Here is a 16808-nt window from a genome sequence, read left to right on the forward strand (position 1 = left end):
CTGGGCCGCGGCGGCGCGGGCGGGCGCGGCCGCACCGGCCGCCAACGCCGCCCGGGAGTCCCGCGGCTCCCACTGCCGGCCCGCCTTCCCGGCGTCCATCGCCTCGTTGGCGAGCCGGTCGGCGTGCTTGTTCCGCGCGCGGGGGATCCACTCGTACGACACCCGGTCGGCCGGGAAGACCGACCCGGCCTCGGCCGCCAGCGGCTTCATGTCCGGGTGCTTGATCTTCCAGCGGCCCGACATCTGCTCGACGACCAGCTTGGAGTCCATCCGCACCCGGATGTCCGCCTCGGGATCCAGGGCGTGCGCCGCCCGCAGACCGGCCACCAGGCCCTTGTACTCGGCGACGTTGTTGGTCGCCGTACCGATGAACTCGGCGGCCTCCGCGAGCGCTTCACCGGTCTGAGGGTCGAGGACCACCGCGCCGTAGCCGGCCGGCCCCGGGTTGCCCCGGGAGCCGCCGTCCGCCTCGACGATCAGGGTGCGGGCCATGGCCTACAGGCCCGAGTCGGGCGTACGGACCAGGATGCGGCTGCAGTTCTCGCAGCGCAGGACGGTGTCGGCCGCGGCCGCGCGGACGTCGTTGACCTCGGTGATGTTCAGCTCCAGGCGGCAGCCCTCGCAGCGGCGCTGGTAGAGGCGGGCCGCGCCGACGCCGCCCTCCTTGGCGCGGATCTTGTCGTAGAGCTTGAGGAGGTCGGCCGGGATGTCGGCGACGGTCAGCTCGCGCTCCTTGGCGACCGTCGCCCGCTCCGCCTCGATCTCGCCGAACGCGGCGTCGCGGCGGGCGGTGGCGTCGTCGACCTTGGACTGGATGGCCTCGACCCGGGCGGTCAGCTCGGTGACCCGCTCCTGGGCGGACTCCCGGCGCTCCATGACCTCCAGGACGATGTCCTCCAGGTCGCCCTGGCGCTTTGCCAGCGAGGCGAGTTCGCGCTGGAGGTGCTCCAGGTCCTTGGGGGAGGTGACGGCGCCGGAGTCCAGCCGCTTCTGGTCGCGGGCGGCGCGCTGGCGCACCTGGTCCACGTCCTGTTCGGCCTTTGTCTGCTCGCGGGTGGTGTCGCTCTCCTCGGTCTGCGCGGCGACGAGCAGGTCGCGCTGCTGGGTGAGGTCGCCCTCCAGGGTCTGCAGCTCGGCCAGTTCGGGGAGGTTGTGCCCCCGGTGGGCGAGCTGGGAGAGCCGGACATCCAGGGCCTGGACGTCGAGAAGGCGGATCTGGTCGGCGGGCGCGGCGTTCAGCGTGGGGCTCCTGTGGTGTGCGTCGGGGTGAAGAGAGGGGTGGACGCCGCGTGGGCGGTCCAGGGGTCGGTGACCGTACGGGAGACATGCGTGCGCAGTCCCCAGTCGTGCCGGTCGGAGACCGCGTCGAGCTGGGCCGCGGCCTGCTCGCACCACGGCCACTCGGTGGCCCAGTGGGCGGCGTCGAGCAGCGCCGGCGGGCGGTCCGCGGCGCTCTGGACGGCCTCGGAGGCCGGGTGGTGGCGCAGGTCGGCGGTGAGGAAGGCGTCCGCACCGGCCGCCCGGACGGCGCCGAAGAGGCTGTCGCCGGAGCCGCCGGAGACGGCGAGGGTGCGGATCTCGCGGTCCGGGTCGCCGGCCGCCCGGATGCCCTGCGCGGTGGCGGGCAGCCGGCCGGCCGCGTACGACGCGAGCGCGGCCAGCGTCATCGGATGCGGCAGCTCGCAGATCCGGCCCAGGCCGCGGCGGCCGGCCGGATCCTCCGGGTCCGGCACCAGCGGGCCGAGGACGCGCAGGTCCAGGGCGCCGGCCAGGGCGTCGGAGACACCGGGGTCGGCGGTGTCGGCGTTGGTGTGCGCGACGTGCAGGGCGATGTCGTGCTTGATCAGGGTGTGCACGACGCGGCCCTTGAAGGTCGAGGCCGCGACCGTCGTCGTACCGCGCAGATAGAGCGGATGGTGGGTGACCAGGAGGTCGGCGCCGAGCCGCACCGCCTCGTCGGCGATCTCCTGGACCGGGTCGACGGCGAACAGCACCCGGCGGACCTCGCTGCCGGGATCACCGCAGACCGTGCCGACGGCGTCCCACCCTTCGGCCCGCTCGGGGGGCCACAGGGCATCGAGCGCGGAGAGGACTTCAGACAGTACGGGCACGGGTGGAAGGTTACCTCCCGGCCATGACACCGCGCGGGCCGTCCCGCCCCGGGCTCCGCGGCCACCGTACGGGGGTGCGGCGGGCCCGCCGCGCCGGGGCCGCCCGCAGCGGCCGGAGCCGTCGGCCGGGCGGGCATATGCACAGCCGCCTTGTCCGCCACCGGCGAATCGGACAACTGCCATCCTTATGCGTGAAGTGCGGCAACTCACCCTGTTCGGCCGGACGTGCGAAACCTACCTTCGGATGCCGACTGGAGGTGACCGCCCGATGACGATCTGTGCCACCGAGGGCGCCGCGGCGCCGACGCGCCCGCACCGCGCGACCCTGACGATCGCCGCCGACGGCTCGTACGCCGCCCGGCTCGCCCGTCACGACGACGCCGCCGGGAGCTGGTTCCCGGAGCGCTGGACGCTGGGCGGCCCCGAGCCGTACGCCGTGCCGCTGCAGGGCACCCAGCCCGAGGAGCCGGACAGCGCGCTGCTGCCGCTGGCCGACGGGCGGGTGCTCATCGCGCGCCGGGTCGCCGACCGCTTCGCGGTCTCCCTGCTCTACCCGGCGGGCCCGGGCACGGGTGAACTCCTGCTGGGGGCGGTGGAGGCGCCCGAGCTGACCCTGCTGCCGCCGGCACCGGACGGGACCCGCGGCTACGCCCTGGCGCCCGCCGCGGACCGCACCACGCTGTGGCTGCTGCACGGCGGCGCGGGCGGGCCCGAGCGGGTCGCCGAGATCCCGGGGCGCTGCTCGGGCGGCGCCTGGCTGGACCGCGCCGGCCGGCTGCTGGCGCTGGACCGGGAGTGGGCGGGCCGGACCAAGGCCGTCACGGTCGACCTGGAGCGCGGCGGCGAGACCGGCCCGCTGCTGCAGATCACCGAGGACAGCAACGACCGCCTGCTGATGGCCGATCCGGACAGCGGGCTGCTGCTGGTCCGGTCGGACGCGCCGGGTCAGGACCGGATCGGCTGGGGCGTGCTGGGCAGCCATCTGCCGGTGCGCTTCCCGGAGTGCCTGTATCCGGCCGGCGCGACGGTCACCCCGTTCGCGATGCAGCCGCGGCAGATGCTGGCACCGGAGAGCTGCGCGGTGGCCTTCCGGGTGGACGGGGCGCACGGCACCTGGCTGGGCGTCTGGCGGCCCTCGGTACGGCAGCTGCGGCAGTTCCCGGCACCGCGGGGGTGGCTGACCGGCGCCGGTCTGTGGACGGCCGGCGGCGAACTGCTGCTGCCGCACACGACGACGGCGGAGCCGTGCGGGGTGGCACGGCTGCGGATGGCCCTGCCGCCGGTGACGCCGGAGCCGGCGGCGCGGCGGGAGCGGGTGGCGGAGCCGGAGCGGCGGCCGGTGGGGCCACTGCGGGCGGTGGTGCCCGAGCGGGCGGTGCGGGCCGCGGCGCCCGCGCAGCCGGCGCGGACCGTGGAACCCCCGCAGGCGGCCTGGACGGTGGAGCCCGCCCGGGCGGCGGTGCCAGTGGCTGCGGCCCCGGCGAGGAGACCGTGGCAACTGGTCGGCCCGCTGCTGCCGGTGCGGCAACCGCCGGCCGGGGTGCGTACGTGGACGCGGGTGGGAGTGCCCGCGGCGGTGCGGGGGGCGCTGCCTGCCGAGGTGCCGCCCCGGGCGGACGCGGAGGCGGGCGCCGGAGCGGAGGGCGACGCGGGCGCCGGACCGGGCGGCGGCTCGGACGCCGCCCCGAATGCGGCCCCGTATGCCGCCCCGGAGGTCGTGCACGGCGGCGGGATTGTCCCGGATGGGCCGGAAATCGACAACCGCTCCACATCATCTGCACAACCGCCGGGCGCGGAGGCGGAACCGCGGCGGAGCGCCGAACATCCCCCCTTGTGCAGGCCAGTTCCCTTGCAGCAGGCGCCGCTGGCGGCCCGGTAGACCCGGTGGAGCGCGATTTCCGGCCCCGTTAGAATTTCGGGTGGGGGCAGCGCAGCCGGTTGACCGGCCACCGGTCGTGCCGTTCGGGGTCAGCCTTGGCGGTCGTCGGGCGAGGTCCCGACGCGTACAGCTGTAAGCGATCCGACGGAGACCCTTTTCATGTCCGAAGCCCGAACCGACACGACCCAGGCGCGCCCGCAGGAGGCATCCGCCCAGGCCGCCGAGGCCGCAAGCTCCGGCAGGCACCGCGGCCCGGCCGCCTCGGAGGAGTCCGACTCCACCGCCCACGGCCGGCACCGCCGGGACAAGCAGCCGCAGGACGCATAAGGCCGGTCCGGCGGTTTCCGACCGCCGACCACACACCACGAGCCGTGGCCGCCACCCCGCTTCGCACGGGTGGCGGCCACGGCCGGTTCAGCTCGCGGGCGGCCGGTCCCCGCCGTGTTTGAGGCCCAGCACCTCGGCCGCCGCGAAGGTCTCGCCCGCCGGGCGCCGCGCGTAGTACGGCGTGAGCAGTTCGTCCAGCTCCGCGTAGCTGAAGACCTCCTTGGCGGTGTCGAACTTGGCGGCGATCCGCGGGCGTTCGGCGATGGCGACCAGGCCGCCGTGCACCACCAGCAGCTGCCCGTTGACCCGGGCCGCGGCCGGTGAGGCGAGATAGCCGACGAGCGGCGCGACGTGTTCGGGCGCGAGCGGGTCCAGGGCGCCGTCCTCGGGCTCCTGGAAACCGGCGAAGACGTCCTCGGTCATCCGGGTGCGGGCGCGCGGGCAGATCGCGTTGGCGGTCACGCCGTATTTGCCCAGCGCCAGCGCCGTGGAGGTGGTCAGGCCGACGATGCCGCCCTTGGCCGCCGCGTAGTTGGGCTGGCCCGCCGAGCCCGCGAGGAAGGCCTCGGAGGAGGTGTTGACGATCCGGCCGTGGACCGGGCCGCCGGCCGCCTTGGCGCGCTCGCGCCAGTGGACGGCGGCGAAGTGCGTGGTGTTGAAGTGGCCCTTGAGGTGGACGCGGATGACCGAGTCCCACTCGTCCTCGGTCATCGAGAACACCATCCGGTCGCGGAGGATGCCCGCGTTGTTGACCAGGATGTCGAGCTGCCCGTAGGTCTCCACGGCCAGCTCCACCAGGGCGCGGGCCTGTGCGTGGTCGGCGACGTCGCCGAGGTGGGCGACGGCCCGGCCGCCCGCCGCGCGGATCTCGGCGGCGACGTCCTCGGCGGGCGCGGCGCTGGCCTCGCCCGAGCCGTCGCGGCCCGGCTGCCCGTAGTCGTTGACCACGACCCGGGCGCCGAGGCGGGCGAGTTCCAGGGCCTCGGCGCGGCCCAGGCCGCGCCCGGCACCGGTGACAATCGCGGTCAGGCCCTCCAGTGGCTGTGCCATTCCTGTCCTCTCCAGTCGTCGTGGAGCGAGGTGCGGGACGGTGGTGCGGTGGACGGGTGCGGGTTCGGGGCGGGGCGGGGCCAGGTGGCGGGTCCCCCCCAACCGGCCGGGTCAGATCTCGATGCAGGTGCGCAGGGCGGTGCCGGCGCGCATCTGGTCGAGGGCCTCGTTGATCTCGGCCAGTCGCACGCGGTGGGTGATCAGGCCCTCCAGGTCGATCCGGCCGGCCCGCCAAAGGGCGATGGCCCGCTCGTAGGAGCGCAGCACGTCCCCGCCGCCGTACAGGGACGGCAGGATCTGCTTCTCGTCGAAGAACAGCTCGAACATGTTGACCTGGAAGGTGTCGTCCATGGCGCCCGCGCCGACCACGCACAGGGTGCCGCCGCGCCGGGTCATCTCGTAGGCGGTGCGGGCGGTGGCGGACTTGCCGACCACCTCGAAGACGTAGTCGAAGCCCTCCCCCGCGGTGATCCGGGCCTTGGCGCCGGCGAACTCCTCGGGGGCGACGGCCTCGGTGGCGCCGAAGCGGAGCGCGGCCTCCCGGCGGGCGGGGACCGGGTCGACGGCGATGATCTCGGCCGCGCCGCAGGCCTTCGCCCCCTGGATGACGGAGATCCCGACGCCGCCGCAGCCGATCACCGCGACCGAGGACGCGGCCTCCACCTTGGCCGTGTTGAGGGCCGCGCCGAGCCCGGTGGTGACACCGCAGCCGATCAGCGCGGCGATCTCGTAGGGGAGGTCGTCCGGGATCGGGACGGCGCAGCCCGCGCCGACCACGACCTCCTCGGTGAAGGTGCCGGTCCCGGCGAAGCCGAAGACATCCCCGCCGGCGCGGCGGAAGTTGGGCGTGCCGGCGTTCATGAAACCGGCCAGGCAGAGGTGCGACTGGCCGCGCTTGCAGGACGGGCAGCTGCCGCAGGCGGGCAGCCAGCACATCAGGACGCGATCGCCCTGGGCGAGCCCGCTGACGCCGTCGCCGACGTCGAGGATCTCCCCGGCGCCCTCGTGGCCCGGGACGAACGGGGCGGGCTGCGGCAGCACCCCGTTCATCGCCGAGAGGTCGGAGTGGCACAGTCCGGTCGCCCGGATCCGGATCCTGACCTTGCCGGGGCCGAACCCCACCGGCTCGACGTCGTCGACGACTTCGAGCTTGTCCTGGCCTGTCTCGTGCAGTATGGCTGCGCGCATGTCACGGCTCCTCTCGGTTGGTCCGCCGGTCCGGTGTGGCGGCCGGCGGGGGTGCGGACAGCCCCTAGCGGTGCGTCACCACGGTGTCCGCCAGGACGGGCGCGTCGTCCCGGTCGGGCGCCGTCACCGACACCTGGACCCGGCCCGGTTCGCGCCACATGCGCAGGCGCAGCGTCTCGCCCGGGAAGACGACGCCGGCGAACCGGGTGGTGTACGACGCCACCCGGGAGACCTCCCCGCCGAGCACCGTGTCGACCACGGCCTTCAGGGTCACCCCGTAGGTGCACAGCCCGTGCAGGATCGGCCGGTCGAACCCGGCGAGCGCGGCGAACTCCGGGTCGGCGTGCAGCGGGTTCCAGTCGCCGGAGAGGCGGTAGAGCAGCGCCTGGTCCTCGCGGATCCGGCGCTCGGTTTCCAGGTCCGGGGCGCGCTCGGGGAGTTCGAGGCGGGCGGACGGGCCGCGGTCGCCGCCGAAGCCGCCCTCGCCGCGGACGAAGATCTGGGTGTCGCAGGTCCACAGCGGGCCGTCCTCGTCGGCGACCTCGGAGCGCAGCACGATGACGGCGGCCTTGCCCTTGTCGTACACCGCGGGGACGGAGGAGGTCTGGACGGCCCGGCCGCGCACGGGGACGGGGCGGTGCACGGTGACGGTCTGGCCGCCGTGCAGGACCGCGGCGAGGTCGACCTCGATGCCGGGTGCGGAGAGTCCGCCGGCGAGGGCCATCCCGCCGCCCGCGACGGTGGCGAAGCTGGGCAGGACGTGCAGCGCGCTCTCCAGGGTGTAGCGCAGCTCGTCCGGGTCGGTGGCGGGGTGCGGCTTCTCCGGCGTGGCCGCGCCGGCGCCGATGCCGAGGTGGTAGAGCTGGACGTCCTTGTGGTCCCAGGCGAGTTCGGTGCTCCGCGGTTCGGCGGAGGTGGCCTTGGCGGCGTCGATGGGCATGGGGCTGGCTGCTCCTTCACCACGTGGGGAAGACCCCGGCCCGGCCGTCCGCACCGTCGACCGGGCCGGGGTCGCATCTGGTCGGCCACGGCAGCGCTCCGACCGCACACAGGGCACACTTCTAGAACGCGTTCTAGCCGATGGCTCTCATGTATAGCCGATCCGTCCGACGGCTGGAAGACCTGACCTCTGACGGATTGTCAGATACGGGCGGGCCGGAGACGGCCCTGACGCGGTCCCTGGCACGGACCCTGACGCGGTCCCGCATCCGGCCCGGAGGCGGACCCGGACACAGCCCCGCCGCGCGCCCACGGAATTCCCGCCCGGCCATGACATTTGTCAGGGCCGACCGTCCACATTCGCCTCTGCCGCGCAGCAGGCCACTCTCCGTAACGTCATACGGGACGACGAGAGGCGGGGGCGGGCATGACAGCAACGACAGGCACCACAGGGGCGCCACCCACGACGGCGGGCGGCACGGCCGTGGAGTTCTCCGGGGTGACCCGGAGCTACGGCGCGGTGCGGGCCGTGGACGGTCTGGCGCTGACGATCGCGGCGGGCGAGACGGTGGCGCTGCTGGGGCGCAACGGCGCGGGGAAGTCCACCACCCTCTCGATGCTGTTGGGGCTGCTGCCGCCCGACGAGGGCACGGTGGCGCTGTTCGGCGGCACCCCGGAGGCGGCGGTGCGGGCGGGCCGGGTGGGCGCGATGCTCCAGGACGGCAAGGCCGTACCGCGGGTCACCGTCCGCGAGCTGGTCGCCTTCGTCGCGGCCTGCTACCCGCACCCGATGGATGTCTCCGAGACCCTGGAGCTGGCCGGGCTCGGGGAGTTCGCCGGGCGGCGGGTGGACCGGCTGTCCGGCGGGCAGGCCCAGCGGGTCCGCTTCGCGGTGGCGCTGGCCGGCAACCCCGAGCTGCTGGTGCTCGACGAGCCGACCGCCGCGCTGGACGTGGAGGCGCGCCGCGCCTTCTGGCGCTCGATGCGGGCCTACGCGCGCCGCGGCCACACCATCGTGTTCTCCACCCACTATCTGGAGGAGGCGGACGAACACGCCGACCGGATCGTGGTGATGGACGGCGGCCGGGTGGTCGCCGACGGCAGCGGCGCGGCGATCAAGCGGCGGGCCGGGGGCACGGTGGTCTCCTTCGACCTCGCGGGCGCCCCCACCGGTCCGCTGCCGGGGCTGCCCGGGGTGAGCGCCGTGGAGGTGCGCGGCGACCGCGCGCTGCTGCGGACGGCGGACTCCGACGCGACGGTGGTGGCGCTGGCCGGGCTCGGGCTCGTCCGCGGGCTCCAGGTCTCCCCCGCCAGCCTGGAGGACGCCTTCCTCACCCTCACCTCCGCCGCCGCTCCCCTCGCCCCGGCCGCCGCCGGCACCCCCGCCACGAAGGAGCACGCGTGATGCTCGACTACGTCCGGCTGGAAGTCCGCCGCACCCTGCGCGACCGGGGCTTCGTCATCTTCGGCGTCGGGATGCCGGTGGTGATGTACGTGCTGATGACCACCATCGGGGTGGGGGCCGGGGGCGCCGCCATGGAGTGGAAGACCGCGTCGATGGTCGGGATGGCCGCCTACGGCGCGCTGGGCGCGGCGATCGGCTCGGGCACCGGTGTCGCCGAGGACAAGCAGCTGGGCTGGCTGCGGCAGTTGCGGGTCACGCCCCTGAGCCCCCTACGGGTCGTGGTGGGCCGCGGGCTGTCCGCCTCGGTGACGGTGCTGCCGGCCATCGCCGCCGTGCTGCTGGTCGGCGCGCTGCTCAACGGCGTACGGATGCCCGCGTGGCAGTGGGCCGCGCTGGCCGGGCTGCTGTGGCTGGGCACCGCGCCCTTCATCCTGCTCGGCCTCGGCAACGGCTACCGCCTCTCCGCGCAGTCCACCGGCGTGGTCAACACGGGCTGCATGGTGCTGCTCTCGATCATCGGCGGCCTGTGGTTCCCGATCGAGCTGTTCCCGAGCTGGCTGCGGGCGCCGGCCTCCTGGACGCCCGGCAACCGCTTCGCCGCGCTCGGCCACAGCGTCACGCAGGGCGAGGCGCCGGGCCTGGGCACAGTGGCGGTGCTCGCCGTCTGGCTGGCACTCTTCGGCAGTTACGCGGTGTACGCGTACCGTCGGGCCGCACGCACGGCCTGACGGCGATGGCGCAGACCTGGGAAGCGACAGTGCAGCACACGAAGCAGCAGGACGCCGGCGCCGCGGAGGCGGGCGGCGGGCACGGCACGGACTCCGGGTCGTGCCGGCCCGGCCGGGCGGAGCGGAAGGCCGACGGGCCGGGGAAGTACGCCTTCCTGCCCTGGCTGCTGATGGGCCTGGGCGCGTTCTCCAACGTCCTCCAGGGCAAGACGGCGTACCCCTGGCTGGCGGGCCTGGGGCTGCTGGCCTTCAACTCCGTCTACATCACCGTGGTGTGGACCTCGTTCAACCCCCGGCTGCGGGACTCCCGCCGGCCGCTGTACGCCCTGGCGCTGCTGACCGCCATCACCTTCGCCATCTCCCTCGGGTTCGGCGGTGACTGGTTCCTGTTCTTCCCGCTGCTGTCGCTGGCCTCCGGCACGGTGCGCGCGCTGCGCGGCAAGAAGCTCGCCGTGTGGCTGATCTCGCTCAGTGGTGTGGCCGGGTATCTGACCGGCTGGCACGACGCCGGCCCGGGCGCGTTCGGGGTGGGGTACGGCACCTTCCTCTCCGGCATGGTGACGTCCACGGTCCTGAGCCTGTTCGACACCATCCAGGAGCTGAACACCACCCGCCAGGAGCTGGCCCGCAGCGCCGTCGAGAAGGAACGGCTGCGCTTCTCCCGCGATCTGCACGATCTGCTGGGCCACACGCTGTCCGTGGTGGTGGTCAAGGCCGAGGCGGTCCGCCGGCTGGCGCCGCGCGATCTGGACGCCGCGCTGGCCCAGGCCGCCGACATCGAGGCCGTCGGCCGGCAGGCGCTGACAGAGATCCGCGAGGCGGTCACCGGCTACCGCGAGGGCAGCCTGGCCACCGAACTCGACCGGGCCCGCTCGGTGCTGGAGGCGGCGGGTATCGATCCCGTGGTGCGCCAGAGCGGGCCGCCGCTGCCGCCGCAGGCCGGCGCGCTGCTGGGCTGGGTGGTCCGCGAGGGCGTCACCAACACCGTGCGGCACAGCGGCGCCACCCACTGCGAGATCTCCGTCCACGCCGACGAGGACCGGGTCCGGCTGACGATCGCCGACGACGGCCGCGGCCCGGGCCCCTCCGTCGCGGCGGCCGCCCCGGACCGGCTGCGCGACGGTGATGGCGGCGACGGCACGGGCGGCCGCCCCGGACCGGTCGGCGGCACCGGGCTGAAGGGCCTGGCCGAGCGGCTGGCCGCGGCGGGCGGCACCCTGCGCAGCGGCCCGGACGGCCGCCGCGGCTTCCGCGTCACGGCCGAACTCCCGGTCGGCACAAGCGACATGGCGGACGCGGGGGAGGTGAACGGGTAGCGCGGGCGGCTGCCCCGGCGCATTGCTGCCGGGGTCCGTGACCTGGCTACTCTGACGGCATGACCGACGCACCCGCCCCACCCCCCACGAACCCCACGAAGAGCGTGAAAGTCCTCCTCGCCGAGGACCAGGGAATGATGCGGGGCGCGCTGGCGCTGCTGCTCGACCTGGAGGAGGACATGCAGGTCGTCGCCCAGGTCGCGGCGGGCGACCAGATCGTCGCCACCGCCCTGGAGACCCGCCCCGACATCGCCCTGCTGGACATCGAACTCCCCGGCCGCAGCGGCCTGGACGCCGCGGCCGACCTGCGCGAGCGGCTGCCCTCCTGCAAGGTGCTGATCGTGACGACCTTCGGCCGGCCCGGCTATCTGCGCCGTGCCATGGAGGCCGGGGCGTCCGGGTTCCTGGTGAAGGACGGCCCGGTGGAGGACCTGGCGGCGGCGATCCGCCGGGTGCTGGCCGGCGAGCGGGTCATCGATCCCGCCCTCGCCGCGGCGGCGCTGAGCGCCGGCCCCAACCCGCTGACCCAGCGCGAGCGGGATGTGCTGACCGCCGCCGTGGACGGCGCCACGGTCGCCGACATCGCCGGCAAGCTGCACCTCTCGCAGGCCACCGTCCGCAACTACCTCTCCGCGGCGATCGGCAAGACCGGCACCCGCAACCGCATGGAGGCGGTCCGGGCGGCGCGCCGCAACGGCTGGCTGTAGGACGTCGCGCGCCGGGCGGGACGCGGCAGGCCCTCCCGGCGAACCGGCTCAGCCGTGCGCGGCGTCCGCCGGGCGCCGCGGCAGGGCCACGACCATCAGCACGATGCTGCCCAGCAGGATCAGCGAGCCGACATGGAAGGCCAGGCCGTAGCCGTCCGCCAGCGCCGCGAGGCCGTTGTCCCGCTCCGTGCGGGAGGCCGCGACGGTGGACAGCACCGACAGGCCCAGCGCGCCGCCCATCTGGCGGGAGGTGTTGATCAGGCCGGAGACCAGGCCCTGTTCGGCGGGGTCGGCCCCGGAGGTGGCGAGGGACGCGATCGGGGTCGCGGTCAGCCCCGCCCCCAGCGCCATCAGGATGCCGGGGCCGAGGATCGTGCCGAGGTAGCTGCCGTGCACGTCCATCGTGCCCTGCCAGGCCATCCCGGCGGCGGAGATCACCGCGCCGGTGACGGCCAGCGTCTTGGCGCCCACCCGGTTCATCAGCCGCGGCGCGATCGTGGAGCCCAGGACGATGGACAGGGAGTGCGGGATGAAGGAGAGCCCGGCCTGCAACGGCCGGTAGCCCAGCACGTTCTGCACGTACAGCGACAGGAAGTACCACATCGAGAACATCGCGGCGCCGGCCAGCACCATCGCCCCGTTCGCCGACGAGACCGAGCGCAGCCGGAAGAGCCCCAGCGGCATCAGCGGCGCCTTGGCCCGCGCCTCGACCACGAGGAACGCCGCGACCACCGCCAGCCCGGCGCCCAGCGGCAGCAGCGCGGCCGCCGAGGCCCAGCCGTGCGTCTCGGTCTGCACGATGCCGTACGCCACCAGCGCCAGCCCACCGGTCACCAGCAGCGCGCCGGGCACGTCGAGCCGCCGCGCCGTGCCCTGCCGGCTCTCGGTGAGCCACAGCACCGCGCCGGTCAGCACCAGCGCCCCCACCGGCACATTGATCAGCAACACCCAGCGCCAGGACAGGGATTCGGTGAGCACCCCGCCGACCAGGCCGCCCACCGCGCCGCCGCCGGCGCCGACCGCCGTCCAGGTGGCGATGGCGCGGGTACGGGCCGGGCCGGCCGGGAACGACGTGGTCAGGATCGTGAGGGTGGCGGGTGAGAGCACGGCGGCGCCGACGCCCTGCACCGTGCGGGCCGCGATCAGCTGCCAGGGCTGCTGCGCCAGCCCGCCGCCCAGGCTCGCGACGGTGAACAGCGCCAGCCCCAGGACGAAGACGCGCTTGCGGCCGAAGAGGTCGGCGGCCCGCCCGCCGAGCAGCATGAAGCCCGCGAAGGTGATCACGTAGGCGTTGACGATCCACTGCAGGCCCAGCTCGCTCAGGCCCAGGCCGGTCCGCATGGCGGGCAGCGCCACATTCACCACGGAGACGTCCAGCACCACCAGGAACTGCCCCGAGCACACCAGCAGCATCACCAGCCACGCGGGGGCGGCCTTGCGGCGCGCGGTGTCGGGCAGCGTGGCGGAGGTGGCTATCGGCGGCATGCGGACCATGCTCGCATTCGGTACGTGCACCCTGCATCGGGATTTCGGCGCACCTGTCCGTGGACGGGACGTAGGCCGAAAGGCGGAGGCCGGGGGGAGGCGGCGGGCGGCCCGCACCGGCCGCCCGCCCGCTCGTGCCGGGGAGTCACGCCGCCGGACGGTCCGCCCGCCGCAGCACGGTGACCACCGCCGCGCCGCCCAGGCCGATGTTGTGCGCCAGGCCCACCCGGGCGCCGGGGACCTGGCGGGCGCCCGCGGTGCCGCGCAGCTGCCAGACCAGCTCCGCGGCCTGCGCCAGGCCCGTCGCCCCCAGCGGGTGCCCCTTGGAGATCAGCCCGCCGGACGGATTGACCACCCAGCGCCCGCCGTAGGTGGTGGCGCCGTCGGCGACCAGCTTCCCGGAGTCCCCTTCCGCGCACATCCCCAGCGCCTCGTACGTCAGCAGCTCGTTGACCGAGAAGCAGTCGTGCAGCTCGATCACGTCCACGTCCTCGATGCCGAGGCCGCAGGCCGCGTACGCCTGGCGGGCCGCGGCCCGCGACATCGGCCGGCCGACCACATCGATGCAGGAGCCCGAGGCGAAGCTGTCGCCGGTGTCCGTCGTCATGGCCTGCGCGGCGATCTCCACGGCCCGGTCGGCCAGCCCGTGCTCCCGGACGAACCGCTCGGAGGCGACCACGGCGGCGGCCGCGCCGTCCGAGGTCGGCGAGCACTGGAGCCGGGTCAGCGGCCGGTGGACGGTCGGCGCGGCGAGCACCTCCTCGACCGTGTGGACCTGCCGGAACTGGGCGTAGGGGTTGTGCGCGGAGTGCCGGTGGTTCTTGGCGCCGACCGCGGCGAGCTGTTCGGCGGTGGTGCCGTGGCGCTGCATGTGCTCGCGGGCCGCGTTGCCGAAGATCTGGGCGGTGGGCGGGGTCTGCTCGAAGCCGTGGGCGGCGGCCATCACCCCGTAGTGGCGGGCCACCGGGGAGGTACGGAAGTCGCCGCTGCCGGCGCCGCCGCCCAGGGCGCCGCGCTTCATCGTCTCGAAGCCGAGGGCCAGCACGCAGTCGTCGATGCCGCCCTCGACGAACTGGCGCGCCATCATCAGCGCGGTCGCGCCGGTCGCGCAGTTGTTGTTGACGTTGTAGACGGGGATGCCGGTCAGGCCCAGTTCGTAGGCGGCGCGCTGGCCGGCCGTCGAGGGCTGGAAGCAGTAGCCGGCCGCCACCTGCTCAATGTCCTCGTAGCCGATGCCGGCGTCCGCGAGCGCGGCGCCGCCGGCCTCCTTCGCCAGGTCCCAGTACTGCCGGCCGCCGCTCTCGGGCTTGGTGAACGCGGTCATCCCGACGCCGACGATGTACGCCTTGCCAGCCATGCGTGTCCTCCTGGGGAGCGGACGGGCGGGTCAGATCAGGGGGCGGGGCTCGGGGTCGCGCGGCAGGCCGAGCAGCCGCTCCGCGACGACGTTCAGCTGCACCTGGGTGGTGCCGCCGGCGATGGTCAGGCAGCGCGACATCAAGAAGCCGTGCAGCGCCCGCTCGCCGGCCCCTTCGCGCACCGCGCCGGCCGGGCCGAGCAGCTCCAGCGCCAGCTCGGCGGTCTTCTGCTGGTGCGGGGTCTGCACCAGCTTGCGGATGCTGGCGCCGGCCCCGGGCTCCAGGCCCGACACCTGCTGGAGGGTGGTGCGCAGCCCGATGCAGCCCAGGGCGTGCGCCTCGGCCGCCAGCGCGCCCAGCCGCACCCGCACCGCCTCGTCCAGCCCGTCGGCCCGGGCCAGGAGCTGCTCCAGGCCGGTGTCGAAGGTCAACTGGTCGGCCATGTGGACGCGTTCGTTGTCCAGGGTGGTGCGGGCCACCTTCCAGCCGTCGTCGACCGCGCCGACCACCGCGTCGGCCGGCAGCAGCACGTCGTCGAAGTAGACCTCGTTGAACAGGGCGTCGCCGGTGATCTCCGTCAGCGGGCGGATGTCGATGCCGGGGGCGGCCATGTCGACGAGGAAGAAGGTCAGCCCCTTGCGCTTGGGGGCCTCGGGGTCGGTGCGGGCGAGCAGGATGCCGTGGCTCGACCACTGGGCGGCCGAGGTCCACACCTTCTGGCCGTTGATCCGCCAGCCACCGCCGTCCACCCGCTCGGCGCGGGTCCGCAGGGAGGCCAGGTCCGACCCGGCCTCGGGCTCGGAGAACAGCTGGCACCACAGGCGCTCGCCGCGCAGCGTCGGCGGCAGATGGCGCTCCTGCTGCTCCCGGGTGCCGTGGGCGACCAGCGCGGGCACCACCCAGGTGGCGATGCCCAGATCGCTGACCTTGACCCCGGCGGCGGCCAGCTCCTGCTGGATGGCGAGCTGCTGGACGGGGCCGGCGCCCAGTCCCCAGGGCCGGGGCAGATGCGGGGCGGCATGGCCGGTGGGGGCCAGGGCCCGGCGGGCCGCCACCGGGTCGAGGCCGCGTGCGCCGTCGATGGCCGCGCGGGCGTCGGCACGGAATCCTTCGGCCTCCGCGGGGAGTTCCAGCCGCAGCGCGCGCCGGGCGCCGCCGGCGGCCTCGGCGGCGGCGCGCAGCCGGTGCGTGTCGCCGCCGCCGAGCAGCGCGCGGGCCACCAGGGCCCGGCGCAGATGGAGATGGGCGTCGTGCTCCCAGGTGAAGCCGGTGCCGCCGAGGATCTGGATGCAGTCCTTGGCGCAGCCGACGGCGGCGTCCAGGGCGGTGGCGGTGGCCAGCGCCGCGGCCAGCCCGCGGACCTCGGGCGGCTCGTCCGTCGCACGGGCCGCGTCCCAGACCAGGGCACGGGCCTGTTCGCAGCGCACGAGCATCTCGGCGCACAGGTGCTTGACCGCCTGGAACTGGCCGATGGGGCGGCCGAACTGCTCGCGGACGGCGGCGTGTTCGGTGGCGGTGCGCAGCGCCCAGGCGGCCGTGCCGCAGCTCTCGGCGGCGAACAGCACCCCGGCCAGATCGCGGACCAGGGTGTCGTCGACGGCCAGCAGCCGGTCGGCGGGCACCAGGACCCCCTCGGCGCGCACCTCGGCGGTCGGCCGGGTCGGGTCGGCGCTCTCCTGCGCCCGTACTGTCAGCGCCGCGGCGTCGGCGGCGAGCCACACCGGGCCGTCGGGGGTCCGCGCGGCCAGCACGAGCAGGTCGGCGTCGGCGCCGGCGAGGACCGGGGGCGCGGTGCCGTCCAGGACGTAGCCGCCGTCCCGCCGGGTAGCGGTGAGCGCGCCCGCGTCGAGCGCGACGGCGGCGCTGCGGGCGCCGGTGGCGAGTGCGCGGACGAGGTGCCGGGCGCCGCCGCGGTGCAGCAGCTCGGCGGCGAGGACGGTGGGCAGATACGGGCCGGGGAACCCGGCGCGGCCCAACTCCTCCAGCACCACGGCGAGATCGAGCAGGTCACCGCCGCCCCCGCCGTCGGCCTCGGGGAGATGCAGCCCGAGCAGCCCCTGTGCGGCGAGCTGGTCCCAGCAGGCGGGCGGCCCCTGTGGCCCTTGCGGCCCCGGCGCGGCGTCGAGCAGCTTGCGCACCTCTCCGGGCGGCATGACCCGCGCCGCCCAGCCCCCCACCGCCCCGGCCAGGTCACGTTGCTCTTGCGTGATTCCGATGCCCATGCGGGGCAGACTAGAACACGTTTCATTCTGACGGAAGGTCAGGTGACGGCCGAAGTGCGGGTCGCCGGAGGCGCGGAGGGTCGTGTGGCCCGG

The 16808-nt window shown here is 75.0% G+C and carries 15 protein-coding genes; 6 read left to right on the forward strand and 9 right to left on the reverse strand.

Features of this window, described 5'->3' with window-relative positions; genetic code table 11:
* From IEY78_RS29125 to IEY78_RS29135, 3 genes are all read right to left on the reverse strand, one after another.
* Positions 1–492: reverse transcriptase-like protein (locus tag IEY78_RS29125; RefSeq protein ID WP_189103313.1), on the reverse strand; the 492-nt coding region annotated here is incomplete at its 3' end.
* Positions 493–495: 3 nt separating this feature from the next.
* Positions 496–1239 carry a zinc ribbon domain-containing protein gene (locus IEY78_RS29130; RefSeq protein ID WP_189103394.1) on the reverse strand — a complete coding sequence of 248 codons (744 nt, stop codon included), beginning with the start codon at positions 1237–1239 and terminating at the stop codon, positions 496–498.
* Positions 1236–2111, reverse strand: a complete 876-nt coding sequence (locus tag IEY78_RS29135) for a Nif3-like dinuclear metal center hexameric protein (protein WP_189103315.1) — start codon at positions 2109–2111, stop codon at positions 1236–1238. The genes IEY78_RS29130 and IEY78_RS29135 overlap by 4 nt, the downstream gene beginning before the upstream one ends.
* Before the next feature lie 268 nt (positions 2112–2379).
* Here IEY78_RS29135 and IEY78_RS35200 point away from each other — a divergent pair, with 268 nt between their 5' ends.
* Positions 2380–3990, forward strand: a complete 1611-nt coding sequence (locus IEY78_RS35200) for a hypothetical protein (protein WP_189103317.1) — start codon at positions 2380–2382, stop codon at positions 3988–3990.
* Positions 3991–4149: 159 nt separating this feature from the next.
* Positions 4150–4317: a hypothetical protein gene (locus tag IEY78_RS29145; protein ID WP_189103319.1), complete on the forward strand. Its 168-nt coding sequence runs from the start codon at positions 4150–4152 to the stop codon at positions 4315–4317.
* Positions 4318–4404: 87 nt separating this feature from the next.
* On the opposite strand, the gene IEY78_RS29150 is transcribed toward IEY78_RS29145, so the two are convergent.
* From IEY78_RS29150 to chsH3, 3 genes are all read right to left on the reverse strand, one after another.
* Positions 4405–5367: a 3-oxoacyl-ACP reductase gene (locus tag IEY78_RS29150; RefSeq protein ID WP_189103320.1), complete on the reverse strand. Its 963-nt coding sequence runs from the start codon at positions 5365–5367 to the stop codon at positions 4405–4407.
* Positions 5368–5478: 111 nt separating this feature from the next.
* Positions 5479–6555: a Zn-dependent alcohol dehydrogenase gene (locus IEY78_RS29155; RefSeq protein WP_189103322.1), complete on the reverse strand. Its 1077-nt coding sequence runs from the start codon at positions 6553–6555 to the stop codon at positions 5479–5481.
* A gap of 64 nt (positions 6556–6619) precedes the next feature.
* Positions 6620–7495, reverse strand: a complete 876-nt coding sequence (gene chsH3, locus IEY78_RS29160) for an enoyl-CoA hydratase ChsH3 (RefSeq protein WP_189103324.1) — start codon at positions 7493–7495, stop codon at positions 6620–6622.
* 426 nt (positions 7496–7921) lie between these two features.
* Here chsH3 and IEY78_RS29165 point away from each other — a divergent pair, with 426 nt between their 5' ends.
* Genes IEY78_RS29165 through IEY78_RS29180 form a run of 4 tightly spaced genes read left to right on the forward strand, consistent with a single transcriptional unit; the run spans position 7922 to position 11650 of the window.
* Positions 7922–8899: an ABC transporter ATP-binding protein gene (locus tag IEY78_RS29165; protein ID WP_189103326.1), complete on the forward strand. Its 978-nt coding sequence runs from the start codon at positions 7922–7924 to the stop codon at positions 8897–8899.
* Entirely contained in the window at positions 8899–9627 is a 729-nt protein-coding gene (locus IEY78_RS29170; RefSeq protein WP_189103328.1) for an ABC transporter permease, read from the forward strand. The genes IEY78_RS29165 and IEY78_RS29170 overlap by 1 nt, the downstream gene beginning before the upstream one ends.
* Before the next feature lie 5 nt (positions 9628–9632).
* Entirely contained in the window at positions 9633–10943 is a 1311-nt protein-coding gene (locus IEY78_RS29175; RefSeq protein ID WP_189103330.1) for a sensor histidine kinase, read from the forward strand.
* Positions 10944–11002: 59 nt separating this feature from the next.
* Complete coding sequence (locus IEY78_RS29180; protein ID WP_189103331.1) at positions 11003–11650, forward strand: response regulator transcription factor; 648 nt, start codon at positions 11003–11005, stop codon at positions 11648–11650.
* Positions 11651–11698: 48 nt separating this feature from the next.
* Here IEY78_RS29180 and IEY78_RS29185 read toward each other — a convergent pair whose 3' ends face one another.
* The 3 genes from IEY78_RS29185 to IEY78_RS29195 all read right to left on the reverse strand — a co-directional run bounded on the left by IEY78_RS29185 (position 11699) and on the right by IEY78_RS29195 (position 16715).
* A complete protein-coding gene (locus IEY78_RS29185; protein WP_189103333.1) occupies positions 11699–13144 on the reverse strand; it encodes an MFS transporter in 1446 nt (481 codons plus the stop codon).
* Between the two features lie 136 nt (positions 13145–13280).
* On the reverse strand, positions 13281–14492 hold the full coding sequence (locus IEY78_RS29190) for a thiolase C-terminal domain-containing protein (RefSeq protein ID WP_189103335.1): 1212 nt from the start codon (positions 14490–14492) through the stop codon (positions 13281–13283).
* Between the two features lie 30 nt (positions 14493–14522).
* Entirely contained in the window at positions 14523–16715 is a 2193-nt protein-coding gene (locus IEY78_RS29195; protein ID WP_189103337.1) for an acyl-CoA dehydrogenase family protein, read from the reverse strand.
* Positions 16716–16808 lie beyond the last annotated feature (93 nt).

The organism is Streptomyces kronopolitis, assembly GCF_014646275.1.
GTDB lineage: Bacteria > Actinomycetota > Actinomycetes > Streptomycetales > Streptomycetaceae > Streptomyces > Streptomyces kronopolitis.

Bases quoted from the DNA above. Each gene is read 5' to 3' on its own strand.
- IEY78_RS35200 (WP_189103317.1), top strand. From the start codon at position 2,380: ATGACGATCTGTGCCACCGAGGGCGCCGCGGCGCCGACGCGCCCGCAC.
- IEY78_RS29145 (WP_189103319.1), top strand. From the start codon at position 4,150: ATGTCCGAAGCCCGAACCGACACGACCCAGGCGCGCCCGCAGGAGGCA.
- IEY78_RS29150 (WP_189103320.1), bottom strand. From the start codon at position 5,367: ATGGCACAGCCACTGGAGGGCCTGACCGCGATTGTCACCGGTGCCGGG.
- IEY78_RS29155 (WP_189103322.1), bottom strand. From the start codon at position 6,555: ATGCGCGCAGCCATACTGCACGAGACAGGCCAGGACAAGCTCGAAGTC.
- chsH3 (WP_189103324.1), bottom strand. From the start codon at position 7,495: ATGCCCATCGACGCCGCCAAGGCCACCTCCGCCGAACCGCGGAGCACC.
- IEY78_RS29165 (WP_189103326.1), top strand. From the start codon at position 7,922: ATGACAGCAACGACAGGCACCACAGGGGCGCCACCCACGACGGCGGGC.
- IEY78_RS29170 (WP_189103328.1), top strand. From the start codon at position 8,899: ATGCTCGACTACGTCCGGCTGGAAGTCCGCCGCACCCTGCGCGACCGG.
- IEY78_RS29175 (WP_189103330.1), top strand. From the start codon at position 9,633: ATGGCGCAGACCTGGGAAGCGACAGTGCAGCACACGAAGCAGCAGGAC.
- IEY78_RS29180 (WP_189103331.1), top strand. From the start codon at position 11,003: ATGACCGACGCACCCGCCCCACCCCCCACGAACCCCACGAAGAGCGTG.
- IEY78_RS29185 (WP_189103333.1), bottom strand. From the start codon at position 13,144: ATGGTCCGCATGCCGCCGATAGCCACCTCCGCCACGCTGCCCGACACC.
- IEY78_RS29190 (WP_189103335.1), bottom strand. From the start codon at position 14,492: ATGGCTGGCAAGGCGTACATCGTCGGCGTCGGGATGACCGCGTTCACC.
- IEY78_RS29195 (WP_189103337.1), bottom strand. From the start codon at position 16,715: ATGGGCATCGGAATCACGCAAGAGCAACGTGACCTGGCCGGGGCGGTG.